At 31.4% G+C, this 17,879-nt stretch carries 17 protein-coding genes, 1 pseudogene and 1 riboswitch; of the genes and pseudogenes, 17 read left to right on the plus strand and 1 reads right to left on the minus strand.

Translation table 11 applies throughout. From position 1 onward, the window contains the following. Positions 1 to 17: 17 nt before the first annotated feature. From KA828_RS01555 to KA828_RS01610, 12 genes and pseudogenes are all read left to right on the plus strand, one after another. Positions 18 to 1,709, plus strand: a pseudogene (locus tag KA828_RS01555) (polysaccharide biosynthesis protein); the annotation flags it as partial. Next, positions 1,702 to 2,991 carry a nucleotide sugar dehydrogenase gene (locus KA828_RS01560; RefSeq protein ID WP_210125275.1) on the plus strand — a complete coding sequence of 430 codons (1,290 nt, stop codon included), beginning with the start codon at positions 1,702 to 1,704 and terminating at the stop codon, positions 2,989 to 2,991. The pseudogene KA828_RS01555 and the gene KA828_RS01560, both read left to right, overlap by 8 nt. Before the next feature lie 35 nt (positions 2,992 to 3,026). Further along, the gene (locus KA828_RS01565; protein WP_210125297.1) at positions 3,027 to 4,226 is read left to right on the plus strand and encodes a DegT/DnrJ/EryC1/StrS family aminotransferase; all 1,200 of its coding nucleotides are present in this window, start codon (positions 3,027 to 3,029) and stop codon (positions 4,224 to 4,226) included. Further along, positions 4,226 to 4,822, plus strand: a complete 597-nt coding sequence (locus KA828_RS01570) for a sugar transferase (protein WP_210125276.1) — start codon at positions 4,226 to 4,228, stop codon at positions 4,820 to 4,822. The genes KA828_RS01565 and KA828_RS01570 overlap by 1 nt, the downstream gene beginning before the upstream one ends. A gap of 3 nt (positions 4,823 to 4,825) precedes the next feature. Further along, positions 4,826 to 5,326, plus strand: coding sequence for a GNAT family N-acetyltransferase (locus tag KA828_RS01575; RefSeq protein WP_210125277.1), 501 nt, complete (start codon positions 4,826 to 4,828; stop codon positions 5,324 to 5,326). A 13-nt stretch (positions 5,327 to 5,339) separates the two neighbouring features. After that, positions 5,340 to 6,524 (plus strand): ATP-grasp domain-containing protein, encoded by a 1,185-nt coding sequence (locus tag KA828_RS01580; RefSeq protein WP_210125278.1) that lies wholly within the window; start codon positions 5,340 to 5,342, stop codon positions 6,522 to 6,524. Between the two features lie 18 nt (positions 6,525 to 6,542). Further along, a complete protein-coding gene (locus tag KA828_RS01585) occupies positions 6,543 to 7,787 on the plus strand; it encodes a glycosyltransferase family 4 protein (protein WP_210125279.1) in 1,245 nt (414 codons plus the stop codon). A 14-nt stretch (positions 7,788 to 7,801) separates the two neighbouring features. Further along, positions 7,802 to 8,374 carry a CatB-related O-acetyltransferase gene (locus tag KA828_RS01590; RefSeq protein WP_204194270.1) on the plus strand — a complete coding sequence of 191 codons (573 nt, stop codon included), beginning with the start codon at positions 7,802 to 7,804 and terminating at the stop codon, positions 8,372 to 8,374. 1 nt (position 8,375) lies between these two features. After that, on the plus strand, positions 8,376 to 9,470 hold the full coding sequence (locus KA828_RS01595) for a glycosyltransferase family 4 protein (protein WP_210125280.1): 1,095 nt from the start codon (positions 8,376 to 8,378) through the stop codon (positions 9,468 to 9,470). Then, positions 9,463 to 10,689, plus strand: a complete 1,227-nt coding sequence (locus KA828_RS01600; RefSeq protein ID WP_210125281.1) for an MATE family efflux transporter — start codon at positions 9,463 to 9,465, stop codon at positions 10,687 to 10,689. Before KA828_RS01595 ends, KA828_RS01600 begins: the two co-directional genes overlap by 8 nt. Continuing rightward, the gene (locus KA828_RS13330) at positions 10,679 to 11,908 is read left to right on the plus strand and encodes an O-antigen ligase family protein (protein ID WP_070855213.1); all 1,230 of its coding nucleotides are present in this window, start codon (positions 10,679 to 10,681) and stop codon (positions 11,906 to 11,908) included. The genes KA828_RS01600 and KA828_RS13330 overlap by 11 nt, the downstream gene beginning before the upstream one ends. Beyond that, complete coding sequence (locus tag KA828_RS01610) at positions 11,883 to 12,827, plus strand: LCP family glycopolymer transferase (RefSeq protein ID WP_245336018.1); 945 nt, start codon at positions 11,883 to 11,885, stop codon at positions 12,825 to 12,827. Before KA828_RS13330 ends, KA828_RS01610 begins: the two co-directional genes overlap by 26 nt. A 139-nt stretch (positions 12,828 to 12,966) precedes the next feature. Here KA828_RS01610 and KA828_RS01615 read toward each other — a convergent pair whose 3' ends face one another. Continuing rightward, positions 12,967 to 14,436 (minus strand): alkaline phosphatase, encoded by a 1,470-nt coding sequence (locus KA828_RS01615; RefSeq protein ID WP_210125283.1) that lies wholly within the window; start codon positions 14,434 to 14,436, stop codon positions 12,967 to 12,969. Positions 14,437 to 14,661: 225 nt separating this feature from the next. Then, positions 14,662 to 14,762: riboswitch (SAM riboswitch) on the plus strand. Between the two features lie 73 nt (positions 14,763 to 14,835). Between KA828_RS01615 and KA828_RS01620 the strand changes: the two genes are divergently transcribed. The 5 genes from KA828_RS01620 (at position 14,836) to KA828_RS01640 (ending at position 17,878) form a co-directional block, all read left to right on the plus strand. After that, positions 14,836 to 15,006 (plus strand): hypothetical protein, encoded by a 171-nt coding sequence (locus tag KA828_RS01620; RefSeq protein ID WP_210125284.1) that lies wholly within the window; start codon positions 14,836 to 14,838, stop codon positions 15,004 to 15,006. A gap of 176 nt (positions 15,007 to 15,182) precedes the next feature. Continuing rightward, entirely contained in the window at positions 15,183 to 15,347 is a 165-nt protein-coding gene (locus KA828_RS01625) for a hypothetical protein (RefSeq protein WP_178377493.1), read from the plus strand. Between the two features lie 29 nt (positions 15,348 to 15,376). Further along, entirely contained in the window at positions 15,377 to 16,045 is a 669-nt protein-coding gene (locus tag KA828_RS01630) for a response regulator transcription factor (protein WP_070855216.1), read from the plus strand. Positions 16,046 to 16,047: 2 nt separating this feature from the next. Next, complete coding sequence (locus tag KA828_RS01635) at positions 16,048 to 16,944, plus strand: sensor histidine kinase (protein ID WP_210125285.1); 897 nt, start codon at positions 16,048 to 16,050, stop codon at positions 16,942 to 16,944. Positions 16,945 to 17,128: 184 nt separating this feature from the next. Continuing rightward, positions 17,129 to 17,878, plus strand: a complete 750-nt coding sequence (locus KA828_RS01640; RefSeq protein WP_210125286.1) for an ABC transporter ATP-binding protein — start codon at positions 17,129 to 17,131, stop codon at positions 17,876 to 17,878. The last annotated feature ends 1 nt before the right edge of the window (position 17,879 follow it).

A 17,879-nucleotide genomic window follows, 5' to 3' on the forward strand; every position in this document is an offset into this window, starting at 1 on the left:
CCAATTTATTATAGAGCCTTTTAACTTCCATAATATTATTGTTATCTCATCATGTTTTTGCATACATATTTAATCTTTATCACAGAGCATGGGAGTACGCGAGTGTTAATGAATTACTTTTGATCGTTGAATCAGTAACATGTTCAATAATAGTAACTATATTAACAGTGCCAATATTCACAGGACACCCTCCTTTTATGAGATTATATCTTATTACTTGGATGATGCATCTTATTTTAATTGGTGGATTTAGAATATCTTTTAGAATAACTAAGAGATATATTAACGGGAAAGATTATAAGAAAAAACCAACCTTAATCGTAGGGGCAGGACAAGGTGGTTCTTTGCTGATTAGACAAATGTTAAGAAGCCCCGATATGGGACTTGAACCTGTACTTGCAGTTGATGATGATCCTCAAAAGCGAAAATTAACAATTGCTGGTGGAGTTAAAGTACAAGGTAATATTGAAGATATTCCATCTTTAGTTAACAGATATCGAATCAAAAGAATTATTATTGCAATTCCTACATTGAAGGCAGAGCGCTTAAAAGAAATAAACAATATTTGTAATAGTACGGGCATAGAGTTATTTAAAATGCCTAGTATTGAACATGTTTTGTCAGGTGAATTGGAAGTAAATCAACTGAAAAAAGTAGAAGTTGAAGATTTATTGGGGAGAGAACCTGTTGAACTTGATATGGCTATGATTTCAAAAGAACTTACTCATAAGACAATAATGGTAACTGGTGCTGGAGGTTCAATAGGATCTGAAATTTGTAGACAAGTATCTAAATTTGAACCAGAAAGACTTTTATTAGTTGGTCACGGAGAAAATAGCATTTATTTAATACATCAAGAATTATTAAGTCTTTATAGAGGTAGGATTGAAATAATCCCAATTATAGCTGACATACAAAATGGCGAACGAATTCAAAAAATTATGGATGAATTTAAACCTTATGCTGTTTATCATGCAGCAGCGCATAAACACGTGCCATTAATGGAATATAATCCGGAGGAAGCTTTCAAAAATAATGTTTTGGGAACTAAAAATGTAGCTACTGCAGCGAAAATTGCAAATGCTAGAAAGTTTGTAATGGTATCTACTGATAAAGCAGTTAACCCTCCTAACGTAATGGGAGCTTCTAAACGAATGGCAGAAATGGTAGTTCAAGGATTAAATGATGAGCATGGGAATACTGATTTCGTAGCAGTTCGGTTTGGGAATGTTTTAGGGTCTCGTGGATCTGTTATCCCACTATTTAAAAAACAAATTGAAGCTGGTGGCCCAGTAACAGTAACTCATCCTGATATGACAAGATACTTCATGACTATTCCTGAAGCCTCTCGTCTTGTATTACAAGCAGGAGCATTGGCAAAGGGTGGAGAAGTATTTGTTTTAGATATGGGAGAACCAGTTAAGATAATTGATTTAGCTAGAAATTTAATTCGTTTAAGTGGAAAATCCGAGGAAGAAATTGGAATTAAATTTTCCGGTATAAGACCAGGTGAAAAATTATATGAAGAATTATTGAATGAAGATGAAATTCACCCTGAACAGGTTTATGAAAAAATTTATAGAGGCAAAGTTACTACATATAATCAGAATGAATTAAATGATATTATATGTAAACTACAAGAAAACTTTGATAAACAGTTTTTAATCGATTTTGCTAATAATAAAAAGGATGGTAAAAATAATGAATAATAATACTAAGATTGGTGTAATTGGATTAGGTTATGTTGGTATGCCTTTAGCAGTAGCATTTGCTGAAAAATTTGAAGTTGTTGGCTTTGATATAGATGCTAAAAAAATTGAGAATTATAATAATAATATAGATCCAACTGATGAAGTTGGATCAGAAAAGCTTAAAAGTACAACTATGAAATTCACATCAGATGAAAATGATTTAAAAGATGTGGATTTTTACATAGTTACAGTGCCAACACCAATTAAGCAAGATAATACACCTAACCTTGCACCTGTTGAAGGAGCGACTAAAACAGTTGGTAAGTATTTATCTAAAGGAAATATTGTGGTTTACGAATCTACTGTTTATCCAGGTGTTACTGAAGATATTTGTTTACCATTATTAGAAAAAGTATCTGGTTTAAAGGGCATTGAAGAGTTTAAAGTTGGATATTCTCCTGAAAGAATTAATCCAGGTGATAAGAAAAACACAGTAAAAAATATAGTGAAAATTGTTTCAGGTATAGATGAAGAAGCACTTGAAACTATTTCTACTATTTATGGAGCTGTTATAGAAGCTGGTATCCATAAAGCGCCAAGTATTAAAGTAGCGGAGAGTGCTAAAGTAGTTGAAAATAGTCAAAGAGACATCAATATTGCTTTTATGAATGAATTATCTCAAGTATTTAATCGCATGAATATTAATACTTTTGATGTTATAGAAGCTATGAATACAAAATGGAATGCATTAGGATTTACTCCGGGGCTAGTAGGAGGACACTGTATAGGTGTAGATCCATATTACTTCATTTATCAAGCTGAAAATGTGGGATTCCATTCACAAATTATTGCAGCTGGTAGAAAAATAAATAATTTTATGTCTACTTTTGTAGGTGAAAACTTAATTAAACAATTAGTTAAAAATAAAATGGCAAACGACCCTAAAGTTGTTGTATTTGGCCTTACATTTAAAGAAAATACTCCAGATTTTAGAAACTCAAAAATAATAAATATGATTGAAGAATTAAATGAATATGGCATAGAACCTTTAGTAGTTGATCCTTATATGGATGCATTCAAACCAGAAATGGAAAATATTAAAGCTAGTTACACTTCTTCTATCGACAGTATTGATTTCAAAATTGATGTGATGGTTTACTCAGTAGATCATAAACAATTTAAAGAGTTAGAGGATCAAAAATTCTTAGAATTATTAAATGATAAACATTCAATTATTGTAGATTTGAAAAATAGATTCAAAACTTATGAAAGTAATCAAATTTCTTATTGGTCACTATAATTAAATGAATGGAGTGAAATTATGACTAAAAAAATATTCCTTTTTCACCTCCCTCTATCAACCAAACAGACATAGATAGTGTAGTTGAAGTACTTAAATCTGGTTGGATTACTACTGGGCCTAAAACAAAACAATTCGAAAAGGAAATCACTAAATTTGTAGGAAGTTCAAGAACAGTTGCCTTAAATTCTTGTACGGCAGCCCTAGAAATGACACTTAGAGTTCTAGGTATCGGTAAAGGTGATGAAGTTATCGTTCCTGCATATACTTACACTGCAACTGCTTCTTCAGTAGCTCATACAGGTGCTACTATCAAAATGGTTGATACATCTAAAGATTCATATGAGATGGATTATGAATCTTTAGGAAATTATATTACTGAAAAGACAAAAGCCATAATACCTGTTGATATTGCAGGAAAGCCGGTAAATTATGATGCTATTTTTGATGTGGTCGAGCGTAAGAAAGATTTGTTTAATCCTGAAAATGAAATTCAAAAAGGATTTAACAGAGTAATAGTTATAGCTGATGGTGCACATTCATTTGGTGCAAAAGTCCAAAATGTTTCAATCGGTAATATTGCAGATTTTACATGTTTTTCATTCCATGCGGTTAAAAACTTAACCACGGGTGAAGGTGGTGCAGTTACATGGAAAGAAAATGAAACTTTAAATGATGACGAAATTTATAAAAAATATATGCTTTTAAGTCTACATGGTCAGTCCAAAGACGCATTAGCTAAGAACAAAGCAGGTAATTGGGAATATGATATTGTAGCACCATTATATAAATGTAATATGACAGATATTCAGGCTGCAGTTGGAATTACTCAATTGGATAGATATGAGCAAATTTTAAAAAGAAGACAAGAAATTATAACTATTTATGATGAAATTTTAGATTCAAGTAAAATTGATATACTAAATCATTATGAATCTGACAGATATTCATCTGGGCATTTGTATTTAACTAGAGTAAAAAATATGACTGCGGAACAACGTAATAAGGTAATTGAAAAAATGGCTGAAAAAGGAATAGCCACGAATGTTCATTACAAACCGTTACCTTTGCTAACAGCGTATAAAGATTTAGGATTTGATATTAAAAATTATCCAAACGCTTACAATCAATTTGTGAATGAAATAACTTTACCATTGCATTTGCAAATAACTGATGAAGACGCTAAATATGTAGCAACTGCATTCGCAGATATAATAGATGAGGTGGTCTACTAATGAATTATAAACATCATTATAAACGTATTTTTGATTTAGCATTATCGTTGTCTGCAATGCCTGTTGTTGGTGCGGTTATAGTTGGTACATCAGTTTTAATTAAGTTAGATGATAAAGGTTCTGTGTTTTATAAAAGTTATCGGTTAGGGAAAGATAAATCTAAATTTTTAATGTATAAATTCAGATCAATGAAAATGAATGCACCTGATATAAGAAATACTGACGGATCTACTTACAATTCAGAAAATGACAGTCGAATTACCAAAGTTGGTAATATTCTTAGAAAAACAAGTATTGATGAAATTCCACAATTACTAAATGTCATAAAAGGAGATATGAGCATAGTTGGGCCACGCCCGGATACTCCAGAAGCACTCAATATTTATAAGGATGACGAATCTAGAAAACTTGAAGTGAAGCCTGGTATAACAGGATATAATCAAGCATTTTTTAGAAATTCAATACCGCAAGAATATAAGTTTAAAAATGATGTTTATTATGTGGATCATGTATCATTCAAGTTCGACTTCATAATTATATGGAAAACAATTTTAAGTGTTTTAAAAAGAAGTAATATAAATAATAAGGAGAGATAACAAGTGTCTCAAATTAATTTAAGAGCTTTAAAGAAGAGTGACAGTAACCTAATTTTAAATTGGATGAAAAATGAAAAATTAAGGTATCTAATAGGTACAGTTTATCCTATTACCGAATTAGAACATGAAAATTGGTTTCAAAATAGAATGTTAGAAAAAGACAATAGAATGTTTGTAATTGATTTAGATAATGAAAAATCGATCGGTATTGTGGGCTTTAAAAATTTAGATTGGGTAAACCGAAATTCAGAGTTGTTTATTTATATTGGCGATGAAGAATATTGGGGAAAAGGTTATGGCACTCAAGCTCTTGAATTAATTATAAAATTTGCTTTTAATAATTTGAACTTGCACATGTTATATTTAGAGGTCTTTGCTTACAATAAGAACGCAACAAAAACTTATGAGCGTTTAGGATTTAAGCAAGATGGAATTTTAAGACAGAGTAAATTTCAAGATGGAAAATATTATGACAAGATAATTATGTCGAAAATAAATGAATGATGAGGTTTTATCTATGAAAAAAGTAATCATTCTTGGAGCCAGTTTCTTACAAATACCAATAATTAAAACTGCTAAAAATTTAGGCTATTACACTGTAGTAGCGGATATGAATCCAGAAGCAGAAGGGTTTAAATATGCTGATAAAAAATATGTTGTTAGTACAATTGACACAGAAGCATTAATCGAAGTTGTTGAAAAGGAAAAACCAGATGGTATTGTAACTGCCGCCACAGATATGCCAATGAGATCAATTGGCTATATAGGTGAAAAATTTAATTTCAATACAGTAAGTTATGAAACAGCTCTAAAAGCAACTGATAAGTATAAAATGCGAGAAGCTTTATTTAATTTTGGCGTTCCTGTACCAAAATATTTTTTAGTTGATAGTGAAAATGAATATTTTAAAGCTATCTCTAAAATAAAAGGGAAAAAAATCGTAAAACCTATAGATTCTTCTGGTAGTAGAGGGATTTTTTTATTAGAAGATGATAATAAAGCTAAAATTGCTTATCAACATGCATTGAAGAATTCTAAGTCAAAAACAATTTTAGTTGAAGAATATATGCAAGGTGAAGAGGTCTCAGTGGAAACTTTAACAGTAAATGGTGAAACTCACGTAATAGCTATTACTGATAAAATTACAACAGGAGCACCTCATTTTATTGAGCATGCTCACAAAATTCAGAGTAACAAAAGCGAAATAATCAAATCTGACATAGAGAAAGTAGCCATTGCAGCGAACAAAGCTTTATCAATTGAAAGCGGCCCTTCTCATACTGAAATCATGGTTACTTCTGAAGGACCTAAAATTGTAGAAATTGGAGCACGCTTAGGTGGAGACTTCATAACGAGTCATTTAGTAAAATACGCAACAGGTATTGATATTATAGAAGCATACTTAAAGCAAAGTGTTGGTGAACCTCTAGCTAATTTAAAAGACCATTTGAATAAAGGGTGTGCAGTTCATTTTATTCAAAGTAAACCCGGTGTATTAAAAACAGCAAACATTCCTGAACATATATTAAATCATCCACAAGTTATTGAAGTTGGCTTAACAGCCAAAGTGGGGGATGTTTTAGGAGAAGCAAACAGTAGTACGAGTCGAATCGGTCATATTATATGCCAAGCTGACGATTCTGATAAGGCTTTAGAATTATGTGAGGAGTTAATAAAAGAAATTGAGATTGTTATTGTATAACTTGAAGGTGGTTATAAAATGAAAATATGGATAGTATCTGATGGTGAACCATTACCAACTGATAGTGATAATGTTAGATTAAGACGTATGGGTAATTTAACACGTATCTTAGATCAACAAGGTCATAAAGTGGTCTGGTTTTCTTCAAACTTCGATCATTATAATAAAAAATTTCGCTCAGAAGAAGATAAAGTACAGAATTTATATAACAGATCAAAATTATTGTTACTTTCTACAAAAGGCTATAAAAAGAATGTTTCTTTAAAAAGATTTTTGCATTTCAAAGCGTTTGGACAAAAATTTAAACACTATGCAGAAAATCTCGAAAGACCTGACTTAATTTTATGCACTATGTCACCAATTGAAGTTGCGTTAAAAGTTAAAGAATATTCGAAGAAAAATAGCGTTCCGTTTATAATCGACATTAGAGACTTATGGCCAGAAATTTATTATGAAGTAACACCTAGGATTTCACATCCAATTATAAAATTATTGGTTGATAAATCTAAACAAAGTCTAAGTGATGTACTAAAAAATAGTACTGCAGTGACAGGAGTTACAAATGGGTTTATAAACTATGGTTTAAAAATAAGCAGGTTAAAGCCAAGAAAATACGATAAGCATTTCCACACAGCTTACCCTAAGTTTGATTTAAGTTACTACAATAGGAGATTTGATGAATACTGGGGAGAATATAATCTTTATTCAGACGATTTTATTGTCACGTTTGTGGGTAATTTTGGGAAACAATTCGATTTAGAAACTTTAGAAGCGGCTATTGATCAAATTAATAACGCAAACATTAAATTTGTATTATGTGGTACTGGTGAAAAATATGATTACTTTATAGATAAATATAAAGATAATAGGAATGTCGTTTTACCTGGATGGGTAGGGAAAGATGAAATCGCTTCACTAATTGCAACATCAAATATAGGTGTAGCACCATATAAGGATAGTATGAATTTCAGATTAAATGCACCTAATAAATTTGGAGAATATTTATCAGCGTCACTACCAATTTTAGTTTCAGTTTCAGGTATAATGTCAGAATTGCTGTTAGAAAACGATTGTGGTTATGAATACAAATCTTCTGAGGAATTGGTACATTTGATTAATAAATATTATGAATCAAGTGAATTACAAAAAAAACATGCTCAAAATGCTAGAGAATTATTTGAACAATCCTTTAATGCAGAAAAAGTATACAAAGATTTTAGTGAATATCTAGAAACAGTGGCTTTGGATTTTAAATCTGAATAGAAGGTGCTATCAAATTGATAAAAAAGATTGTAAAACGACTGATTAGAATTTTTTCTTTTAAAAAAGGCATATACGGAAAAATTGGTAAAGGAAATAAATTTTCATGGAGTGTCTTTGTTAGCGAGGGTGCGCAATTAGGTTGTTATAATTACGTAGGACCTTATACAATGATTAATAATGCTAACATTGGAAACTACTGTTCAATAGCGCCAGGTGTCAAATTAGGACAAGCAGAACACAGTAAAGAATTTTTTACGACATCACAATTGCTAAGCAGTGAATTAATTAACTACTCTCTTAATAAAGAGAAGACAATAATTGGAAATGATGTTTGGTTAGGGGCTAATGTAGTTGTACTACAGGGTGTTAAAGTCGGTAATGGGGCAATCATTGGGGCCAATGCAGTAGTTACTAAAGACGTGCCTGATTATGCAATAGCTGTTGGAATACCGGCTAAAGTAGTTAAATTTAGATTTTCAAATGAAGTGATTACTCAAGTCAACAAATCAAATTGGTTCAACCAAGATTTAAATAGTGCAAAAAAAGCATTAAAAGATTTACAAAAAAAGGGTTTAATAGGTGAGTAATATGAAAGTTTTACATCTAAATTCGAATTTTCTCTTTACAAAAATATATGAAAATCAAATTAAAAGTATGCCATCATATTTTGAGCATATTATCTATAATCCTCTTAAAAATGAAGTTGAGAATAATAGTGATATAACAGTTTTAAAACCTAAAAATTTAAGTAAATTAGATTCTATTTTAAGTTTTAAAAGACTATCAAAGTCATATAAATATTTAAAAAATAAAGTGTCATTTAATCAAATTGGGATTATTCATGCTCATACGATGACAAACGATGGTTTGTTAGCATTGAAGATAAGTAAAAAGTACAATATTCCATACATACTTACAATCAGGAATACAGATATAAATTTCACTTTAAAATATAAAAAACATTTAAAAAGAACTTTTTATAAAGTAATTATGAATTCACAACAAGTCATTTTTCCTAATCATTCTTATCAAGAAAAGTTATTAGCTACGTTTAAAGGTAATAGCAAATTAAAAATGAAATTAGGAAGCGCAATTATCATTCCGAATGGGGTAGATAGGTTGTGGTTAAACAATCCTGCAAAATATCCCAAATCAATAAATAAAGATCATATCAAAATATTATTTATAGGAAGAATATATAGCAATAAAAATTTACATAATTTACTTGCTGCTCTAGATGATTATAAAAACTGTGAACTAACAATAATTGGAAAAGTAATTGATCAGAAGTATTTCAATAATCTTAAGAAAGAATATAATTTGAATTATTTAGGAGAAAAAAGCAAATTTGAAATTATTGAAATTATGAAAGAACATCAAATTTTTGCAATGCCTTCTTTTAATGAAACATTTGGTTTAGTATACATAGAAGCATTAAGTCAAAACCTTCCAATTTTATATACAAAATCAGAAGGGATATATAACTATTTTGAAGAGAAACGTTTTGGTATTGGAGTAGAACCAAATAACATTACAAGCATAAAAGAAGGATTAGATTTTATTATTGATAATTATCAAATTCTCCAAAATAATCTTAAAGATAAAACTTTTTTAAATGATTTTAATTGGGATAATATAGGTAAATTGTATGAAAAATTATATTTAGGTGAATATGATGAATAAATTTTTAAAAGACTCTTCATTAAATATAATTTCTAATTTGATTGTAGTAGTTGTTATCCAATTGATTGCTTTCCCCTTAATAAATAAAGATGTCACCAATTCTCAATTTGCTTTGCTTATAGTTTTATATGGTATTGCAATTGTTATAGCAACTAGCTTAGGAAATACATTGAACAACGTCAGATTATTACATAGAGAAGGTATTTCTGAGATAGAACGTGAAACAATTTTTACTAGAGGGTTTTTAATTTTATTGGTATTTAACTTGATTATATTCACTGGAATAAGCATTTTCTATAGTCATAAAATTGATGCGAATCTTATTTTACTAATTATTTTTTCATTATTATTAACATCTAGATATTATTTAAACGTGTATTTCAGAGAAAACTTAAATTACACACATATCTTGTTAGTAAACATATTTGTGTTTATTGGTTATTTAATTGGTTTATTAATCTTTAAATTTGTTTTGCCACTATATTCTATTGTGTTCTTGTTAGGTGAAATTTTAGGATTTATATTTTTATATAAAAAAACAAATTTCTTATCATATATCAAGAGTGGTTCGATAATAAATAAATTAAAAGTTAAACGAATACTTCAAGACTACGTTAATTTTACATTAATCAATGTGATTATAAATATATTGAACTACTTAGACAGATTTATATTACTACCTATAATAGGGCCAGTATTAGTGAATGTATACTTTATCGCCTCAACAGCTAGTAAAATGATAGGTCTTGTAACTACGCCAATGAATAATGTCATACTTTCATACTTAAGTATTAAAGATAGTCATGATAATTTAAAAAGATTTGTCCAAATTAATATAGGAGTTATTATTGCAAGTATCCCTATGTTTTTCATTGTAAAATATTCTTCGCTATTAGTTGTATTTGTACTTTATAATACTTATATAAGTAAAGTAACAGCGATAATAAATTTGGTCGTAATTATATGCATTTTACAAATATTCAATAGTATATTCCATCCTTTTGCAATGAGAATGATTCATTCAAGAATTATTTTCTTTATTCAAATTGGATATGGAGTTATTTATTTAGTGATAGCTTTTATTGGTAGTAATTTATATGGCTTGCAAGGTTTCTGTTGGGCCACAATTATTGCTATGTTAATTAAATTGATTGTTACGAACTTAATAGTATTTAGAATAACTGCCTTAAAGAAAGGAATGAGTAAAAGTGAAAAATAATAAAGAAGTAAAGTCAAGAAATTTAATAATTAATAATGTAATAATTAGCCTTCTTATTATTTTGCTTTTTATAGGTTCATTAAACGCAAATGGCAGTGAAATTGGAATTTTATCATTAGGTATAGTTGTAGCTTTTACAAATGTGTTCTATTTTCTTAGAGTAATTTATAGACGACAAATAAAATTATCTGATGCTATTATTTTATTATTGACTATTATTTATATTATTATTTCACTGATTTCATCTCAAATTGGTTTGGGTAACAAAGGATTAACAAATACATTTGAGTTCGTTGCATGTATTGGTGTATATTTGTATTTCTCAAGCAGTGATTGGAATGAAAAAGTAATACATAGTATTTATAGAATAAGTATAATTTTTGTTTCACTACACTTTTTAGTTTGGATAGCTCAAGGATTAGGGCGTCAATTCTCAAGTATTTATCCTAATTCAAATATATTAGGACCATTTATGTTCTTAGCGATGTATTTCATCTTAATGAGAATATTTACAACTAGAAAAAGATTTACTCCGTATATATTTCTATTTATTGCCTCCATACTCTTAATAGCAAGTGATACTAGATCAGTTCTATTATCAATTGTAGTAGGTATAATCATTTATATGTTTTGGAATAAAATTATAAAGTACAAAATAGGGAGTATTATAACATTTTTGATAATAGTTATTGGATTTGGATCAATTGTCTTTTTATACCCCAAATTACCAAGGTGGAGTCAATATGGGAAGCTGGAGTCTTGGATGTTAGAGCATACAGGTAAAAGTATAATGTCTGGACGTGCTGATATCTGGGGCAGATTAAGTAACCTTATTGATTTAAGACCAACGTTTGGTTTTGGTCCTAATACTGTTGCCACAGATGTTATTGGCCGAAATGCATCTTCGCATAATTTATATATAAATATGGCACTTCAAACTGGATATTTAGGTTTGATAATCTTTATTTTTATATTATTTACTATTTTCATGAAATATGTTTATAGAGGTCAAAATAAATTGGTTAGATTATCAGCAGCTGGCTTTATAGCAATTTTGGCTCACCAATTATTCGAAATAACTTTAGTGCAGAACCAATTGTCAATCGGATTATTTCAATGGGTTGTAATAGCAACTGGTGCAGGAATGACTCTGAAAAATTATGACGTTAAAAAAGAAAGTGAGGAAATTAGTAATGAAAAAGAAGTCGCCAGTATTTAAAATTATTGTAGGATTACTAATTTTCTTGCTTATATTGGTTGCGGTTGTTGTAGGTTATTTATTTATAAAACTTAAATCATTAAATGATAGTGTTAATACGCCTCTAAATAGGTCTCATTCTGAACTAAGAAAAACTTCTACTAAAGAAGGAGATCCTATGACGGTTGTTTTATACGGTATAGATAGTGATTCACAGCGTGCAAAAGAAAATTCTGGGCAGCGTAGTGACTCTATCGTATTGATGTCAATTAACCCTGATGAGAAAAAAACTGTAATGGTAAGTGTGCCACGTGACACTCGTACTAAAATCGTTGGACATGGAACTACTGAAAAAATAAATCATGCTTACGCTTATGGTGGCCCAGATATGGCTGTTAAATCGCTTGAACATTTAATGGGAGTGCCAGTCGATCATTATATATCTATTAATATGGATGGCGTAAAAACGGTAGTCGATGAGATTGGTGGAGTTACACTTACGAGTAATGGCTCTTTCACAACTAGAGATTCTAGTAATACTTATCAGTTCACTAAAGGGAAAGAATACAAAATGGACGGTAAAGAAGCCTTAGCATACATGCGTAGTCGTAAGGAAGATGGTGCTGGCGGCGATGAAGGTCGTCAATTACGTCAACAACAAGTGATTACTGCAGTTGCAAGAGAAGCATTCTCTGTTAATTCAGTAACAAAATTGAATGGTATTTTTAAAGCTGCTCAAGATAACTTGAAAACGGACTTAAGCTTCGTGCAATTAAATCGCTTCAAATCTGATTATGACAAAGCACAAGACAATGTTGAACGTTTAACAATCAATGGTCAAAATGCGCTTGGCGATGACAACTTGTATTACTTCTATCCTGATAAAAATAGCTTAAATGAAGTAAAACAGAAATTAAAAGAAAACTTAAATCTTAATTAAATGAAAGCACTTTGTCGATGACTTTAATCATTGACAAAGTGCTTTTTTAATTACTATGATCACTTCATATACTTTCAAATACATATCATACAAAAGACAAATAACTACTTTTAAACTAAGTGATCATGTTTATTTCTTATTAATTTTGATTTGAAGTGACATCATCGCTAAAGAAATCAAAGATGTTTTTAGCGTTGTCTGTATTATCGATATTGCCACGGAATTTTTCTGAACCTGGGTCTTGTGCATAAATGTCTACATCTTCACCGGTATGGCCGTAAGTTGTCCAACCTGTATGTGATGCTTCGTTGATTGGTTTTTGAATCGCGTCTTGTAATGTCGTTGTTGCTTTTGCTACGTTTTCATCGTCGTCGCTTTTTGCTTTGTCTTGTGCGTCTTTAAGTGCTTTAGCCGCATCTTTCACTTTATCCATTTGTTTAGAAGGGAATTCGATGCCGTAGCCTTCGTTGATTACTTTTTCGGGATCTTTACCGTCTACAATTTGCTTTGTCATGTATGAACCAGAGTGTTTCATATTACGAATGGCTTCAGGTTTCCATACATATTCATCGCCTGAGCCCATTGATAAACCACCAGTAGCATGGTCGGCTGTTGCAACGACTAATGTATCTTTATGATTCTCAGCGTATTCCATTGCTTTTTGGAATGATTGATCGAGGCTAGACATTTCAGACATAACGCCTGTGATATCGTTTGGATGAGCGGCTTTATCGATTGATGCACCTTCAACCATTAAGAAGAATCCATTTTCATTTTTCTCTAATTTGTCTAATGCTGCGTCTTGCATATCAGCTAATTTTGGTTCATCAGCTGATGCGTCAATTTGTAATGGCATATCTTTTTCAGAGAATAAACCTAAGACTTGATCACTTTGTGAATTTGCAAGTTCATCTTTATTTGTAACGTAATCATAACCGTCTTTTTGGAATTTATCTGTTAGGTTGCCATTGTCTTTACCGAAGTATTTAGCGCCGCCACCTAATAAGACGTCTACTTTATGTTGACCATTGATTTTATCATTATAGAATTGTTGTGCGATTTCATCTTTCTTACCGCGATCGTCAACGTGTGCGGCATAAACGGCAGGTGTTGCATCAGTAATTTCAGCTGTTGACACTAAGCCAGTTGCTTTGCCGTTTTCTTTAGCTTGTTCTAACACGGTTTTTAATTTGTTTTTGTTTGTGTCTACACCGATTGCACCGTTATATGATTTATGTCCAGTACTTAATGCTGTACCGGCAGCTGCTGAGTCTGTGATGTTTTCTTTTTCATCATCGTTATGTGTTTGGTGTGCACCTGTTAAGTATTTGTCGAATGATGTTTTTTCAACTTCTTTAGTATCAGGATTATCTGCAAAGTGACGGTATGCAGAAGTGTGTGATTTACCCATACCATCGCCGACCATGAAGATAACGTTTTTAGGATTCTTCGTATTACCTATTGCCATGTAATCTTCATCTTGTCCTTGTTGGCCTTGATTACCTTCACCAGAACCTGATGCAAATGACACGTGTGTCGTCCCTAACACGGATGCAGCTAAGATTGAACTCGCTAGCGTTGTCTTACCAAATTTGTTGATGAAACTCATTTTAAAAAAAGCCCCCTAATATGTATAGTGTGTAGTTGTTACACTCTTTATATTAAGAAATTTTATTTGATTTTCAGTTAGTATAAAGTTATTTTTAAGTTAAGTAATTGTAAACAACTATTAATGTATAGAATTTATTTTATATTTAGTTTTATCAAATATTGCAAGCTTTATACTTTTACATTGTTCATTAATAAGCTATAATACATATAAATAAAATAGTTTGTCTTATTAAGAGTGAGTGGAGGGAATTGGCCCTATGAAGCTCCAGCAACTGCGTTTGACGTGAGGTGCTAAATCCAACAGGGATTCCTGAAAGATAAGAAGATGTCCGTGAGCGCTTCTTATTTAAGGAGGGCTATTTTATTTACCCAAATTTATGAAAAGGTGGTAAAACATATGGCAACATTGCAAGAACTATTTGAACAATTAGATTATTGGAAGCAGTATTCACCAAAGCGTTATGGTGGAAGTATGATGAAAGTGGCTAAGATAGGAGAAACTAAAGCGCAAATATACAATAGTGTTTCTATTGAGGATATTAGAACGTACATCTTAAATAAAAAGTAATAATGGATGTTCATCGGCATAAATAATTAGACGTTATAGTATAAGAAGCGGTACGTTGAAATCGTTATGATTTTGGTATCGCTTCTGTTTTATGATGTTCATTTTATAAGTAAAGTTGTAAAATGAAGACGAAGACGATGTAGCTATCGAATATAAGAAATAGAGGTGTTCAATCGATGATATTAATTATGTTATCACCACTACTTATCATTGGATTTATCGCATTATCAATCATGGAAGAACGTAAGCGTAAAAAGCGAACTGAACATAAAGATGTAGAATTAGAAAAGGAAAAGAACAAAATTTCAAATCCTGACTATGATGATAATGATAAAGCATAAAATTAAACGTGTAATGAAAGGTGAGCAATATGAAAGTATTAATCGTGGAAGATGACTTTGTCATTGCGGAAAGTTTAGAGCAAGCGTTAGCGCAGTGGCATTACGATGTCATTGTGGCCAAACAATTTGATAATATTCTTGACGAGTTTCAAACACATCAACCACAACTTGTGTTGCTCGATATCAATTTACCAACATATAATGGTTATCATTGGTGTCAAGAAATTCGTAAGACATCTAATGTGCCAATCATGTTTATTAGTTCAAGAACGGATAATATGGATCAAATTATGGCAATCCAAATGGGTGGCGATGATTTTATCGAGAAACCATTTAATCTATCATTGACTGTGACTAAGATTCAAGCATTACTACGTAGAACGTATGATTTAGCAGTCTCTAATAATGAAGTTACGGTCAAAGATTGCAAGCTTGTTGTGGACGAAGCAACGCTTTACCATAATGATGAATCCGTTCAATTATCCTTTACCGAATTACAAATTTTGAATATGCTGTTTCGTAATGAAGGTAAGTATGTCAGTCGTACAGCTCTAATTGAAAAGTGTTGGGAATCTGAGAATTTTATCGATGACAATACGTTAGCAGTGAATATGACGCGTTTACGTAAGAAATTACAATCAATCGGTATTGTAGATTTAATTGAAACGAAGAAGAATGTTGGATATAAGGTGTCGTAATGATGGTGAAAGCATTTTTGAAATCGATTTTAAATGAAATTATTATTGTCGTGATGTTTCTGCTATTGTTTTTACTTATCTTCTTTCTCTTTAATTTGCCACTGAGTGCCTATGTATTAGGTGCAGGAATTATACTGTTTATTATGGTTATCTACTGGTTAGTACAGCTAAGTGGCTTTAAAGCGGAAGTTAAGAAGGAAGATTTGATTCATGATCTTGAATATGAACTGCAACATGTTAAAAGTAATCAAACTTTGTATCAAGAGAGCGTGGAGAACTACTTCTTAACTTGGGTGCATCAGATGAAGACGCCTATTACAGCATCTAAATTATTATTAGAACGTAACGAAGAGAATGTCGTCAATCGTGTACGCCAAGAAATTATTCAAATTGATAATTATACAAGCCTAGCCTTAAGTTATTTGAAACTAATGAACCAGGAAACGGACATGTCCTTTTCAAAGGTATCCATTAATGATTTAGTGCGGCCATTAATTATGAAATATTCGATTCAATTTATTGATCAGAAGACTAAGATTCATTATGAACGGTGCGAAGATGAGGTGCTCACAGATGCACAATGGTGTTCAATCATGATTGAACAACTATTAAATAATGCGTTGAAGTATGCTCGAGGTAAGGATATTTGGATTACGTTTAATCAACAACAGCGCGTCTTGACCATTCGTGATAATGGTATCGGCATTAGTCGAGCGGACTTACCGAAGATCTTTGATAAGGGCTATTCAGGTTATAACGGTCGGTTGAATGACAAATCATCTGGTATCGGCTTGTTTATCGTTAAACATATAGCGCGACATTTACATCATCATGTAGATGTTCAGTCTGAACTTAATCAAGGTACCGCATTTAGTATTTATTTCCCGAAAAATAATTAAACTTTCAATATTGTAAGCTAGCCAACAACATTTGCAAGAAATTATCAATGTTGTTGGTCTTTTTTTGTTTTATGATAGAGATAACAATCAAGCACTTGAAGTAGTCTTAGCACAATGTATAGGATGCCATCTTGAATAAGACTACTTTAGATAACAGAACTTTTAAGAAAGTGAGGGTACGACGATGTTATTAGACGTTAAGAATGTAAAGAAAACGTTTGGTATAGGACTGAATGCGACGACAGCGCTCAATGGTATTTCGTTCACCGTTAATAAGGGTGAGTTTGTAGCGATTATGGGTGAATCGGGTTCGGGTAAATCAACGTTACTAAACTTAATTGCCACGTTTGATAAAGTGTCTGAGGGTCAGATCACAATTAATAATCAAGATATTCGCAAGTTACGTAATAAACAAATTGCGCATTTCCGTCGTGATAACCTTGGTTTCGTCTTTCAAGATTTCAACGTGCTGCCAACGATGACCAATCAAGATAATATGTTAATGCCCCTCGTTCTTGCGAATCGTTCGCATAAAGTGATGGCGGAACGGATTAAATCGTTGAGCGCTAAGCTAGGTGTTGAGACATTGCTTAATAAATATCCATATCAAATTTCGGGTGGTGAACAACAACGTATTGCGATTGGTCGTGCCTTAATCAATGAACCGGATTTATTACTTGCAGATGAGCCAACGGGTGCACTCGATTCAAAGACATCTAAACAAATTATGACGTTGTTTCGTGATATTAATGATCATGCACAAACGATACTCATGGTCACCCATTCAACCATTGATGCCGCTTATGCGCAACGCGTATTGTTTATTAAAGATGGCCGTTTGTATCATGAAATCTATCGAGGAGAGGAATCGCAACAAGCATTTCAGAAACGTATCGCTGATAGTTTGGCCATTCTAAATGAAAGAGGGGACTAAT

This window comes from Staphylococcus sp. GDY8P85P, from assembly GCF_017892405.1.
In the GTDB taxonomy this organism is placed as follows: Bacteria; Bacillota; Bacilli; order Staphylococcales; family Staphylococcaceae; genus Staphylococcus; species Staphylococcus borealis.

Excerpts from the sequence above, each read along its gene's own strand:
- KA828_RS01615 (WP_210125283.1), bottom strand. The coding sequence starts at position 14,436 with ATGAGTTTCATCAACAAATTTGGTAAGACAACGCTAGCGAGTTCAATC.
- KA828_RS01640 (WP_210125286.1), top strand. The coding sequence starts at position 17,129 with ATGTTATTAGACGTTAAGAATGTAAAGAAAACGTTTGGTATAGGACTG.
- KA828_RS01630 (WP_070855216.1), top strand. The coding sequence starts at position 15,377 with ATGAAAGTATTAATCGTGGAAGATGACTTTGTCATTGCGGAAAGTTTA.
- KA828_RS01610 (WP_245336018.1), top strand. The coding sequence starts at position 11,883 with ATGAAAAAGAAGTCGCCAGTATTTAAAATTATTGTAGGATTACTAATT.
- KA828_RS01620 (WP_210125284.1), top strand. The coding sequence starts at position 14,836 with ATGGCAACATTGCAAGAACTATTTGAACAATTAGATTATTGGAAGCAG.
- KA828_RS01585 (WP_210125279.1), top strand. The coding sequence starts at position 6,543 with ATGAAAATATGGATAGTATCTGATGGTGAACCATTACCAACTGATAGT.
- KA828_RS01625 (WP_178377493.1), top strand. The coding sequence starts at position 15,183 with ATGATATTAATTATGTTATCACCACTACTTATCATTGGATTTATCGCA.
- KA828_RS01600 (WP_210125281.1), top strand. The coding sequence starts at position 9,463 with ATGAATAAATTTTTAAAAGACTCTTCATTAAATATAATTTCTAATTTG.
- KA828_RS01570 (WP_210125276.1), top strand. The coding sequence starts at position 4,226 with ATGAATTATAAACATCATTATAAACGTATTTTTGATTTAGCATTATCG.
- KA828_RS01560 (WP_210125275.1), top strand. The coding sequence starts at position 1,702 with ATGAATAATAATACTAAGATTGGTGTAATTGGATTAGGTTATGTTGGT.
- KA828_RS01580 (WP_210125278.1), top strand. The coding sequence starts at position 5,340 with ATGAAAAAAGTAATCATTCTTGGAGCCAGTTTCTTACAAATACCAATA.
- KA828_RS01635 (WP_210125285.1), top strand. The coding sequence starts at position 16,048 with ATGGTGAAAGCATTTTTGAAATCGATTTTAAATGAAATTATTATTGTC.
- KA828_RS01595 (WP_210125280.1), top strand. The coding sequence starts at position 8,376 with ATGAAAGTTTTACATCTAAATTCGAATTTTCTCTTTACAAAAATATAT.